The 1227-nt window shown below is 67.2% G+C and carries 1 protein-coding gene; it reads right to left on the reverse strand.

Going from position 1 to position 1227, the window contains the following annotated elements:
* Positions 1-159: 159 nt before the first annotated feature.
* Positions 160-1227: IS110 family transposase (locus tag EN859_RS35080; protein ID WP_135913585.1), on the reverse strand; the 1068-nt coding region annotated here is incomplete at its 5' end.

The following is a 1227-nucleotide window of genomic DNA, read 5'->3' on the forward strand; positions in this document are numbered from 1 at the left end:
CTAGCGCGGGAATTCCCCACCGTGGCCACATCCCGTCTCCGTGCTGTCCCGGTTGTTCCGCCGGATTGAAGCCGGTCAATTAGCTTCAATCCGGCGGCGCCCGTGGGAGACGAGCGTTTGCTGGAAGCTCAATCTTCACGGGGGAAGCGCACCGCATCTTCAGCGCACCGGCTCAACCTGGTGGCCGATGGCCCACAGGAAAGCCGCCATCTCGCGGGCGATCGCCGCCACGACGATCGGTCTCTTCTTGCCAGAGGCCGTCAGGCGCCGGTAGCGGGCGCACAGTCGGGTCTGCGCCTTCCAGGCAATCTCGCGAACCGCCTTGGGCAGGCCCTCGAGGCGGATGCGAATGGTTTCCGTCACCCGGGCCGGATAGCGGTAGCTCCAGGCGCCCTCCACCAGGACGCGGCGTGCGCGGCGGTTGCCGGCAAGCGTCAGGCCGCCACGCTTCACCGTCTCGCCGGTTGACCGCTCCGACGGCACCAGGCCGAGAAAGGCCATCAGCTGCCGCGGATTGTCGAAACGGCGCACATCGCCGACTTCGCTGACAAAGGTGACGGCAACGATGAAGGAGACACCACGCAGCGCCTGATAGGCCGCCACCACCGGCGCCATCGACCAGCTCGGCACCAGCTCGGCGAGCTGGGCATCGAGCCGCTCCAGCCGGTTCTGCGCATCGGTGATCACATCGACCTGGTCCTGGAACACGATCTGCTGGGCCGGATGGTCGAACTTCTGCGCCGCCAGCCAGCGGGCATGCGCCGGGCCCCAATTCTTGCGTCCGCTAAAGACCCGGCCATGGCGCAGCAGGAACGACAGAAGCTGCTGGCGCTTCTTGCGCAGATCCTCGCTCGCCGAGCTCCGAACGCGCACTAGATCGCGCACCGCTTCATGCACTGCGTCGGGAACCCAGATCCCGGTCAGCTCCCCCGCCCTCAGCAGCCGTGCCAGGGTGACCGCATCGCGTCGGTTCGTCTTGACGCGTTCGCCCGGGCGCTTCGGGATCAGCGACGGCGCAACGACATCGCAGCGGTGGCCGAGCTCAACGAGCTGGCGGCAAAGCCCGTAGCCGGTTGGGCCGGCCTCGTAGCAGAAATGCAGGCGCGGATATTTGCGCTCCAGCTTACGCACGAAGCGTTCCACCGCCGCCGGTGTCGCCTCGATCTCGCCGAAATAGCGGACCTCCCCCTCCCGGCCACCCTCCGCAATCGCAATCGCGTGCTTGGC

The organism is Mesorhizobium sp. M00.F.Ca.ET.216.01.1.1 (assembly GCF_004010325.2).
Classification (GTDB): domain Bacteria; phylum Pseudomonadota; class Alphaproteobacteria; order Rhizobiales; family Rhizobiaceae; genus Mesorhizobium.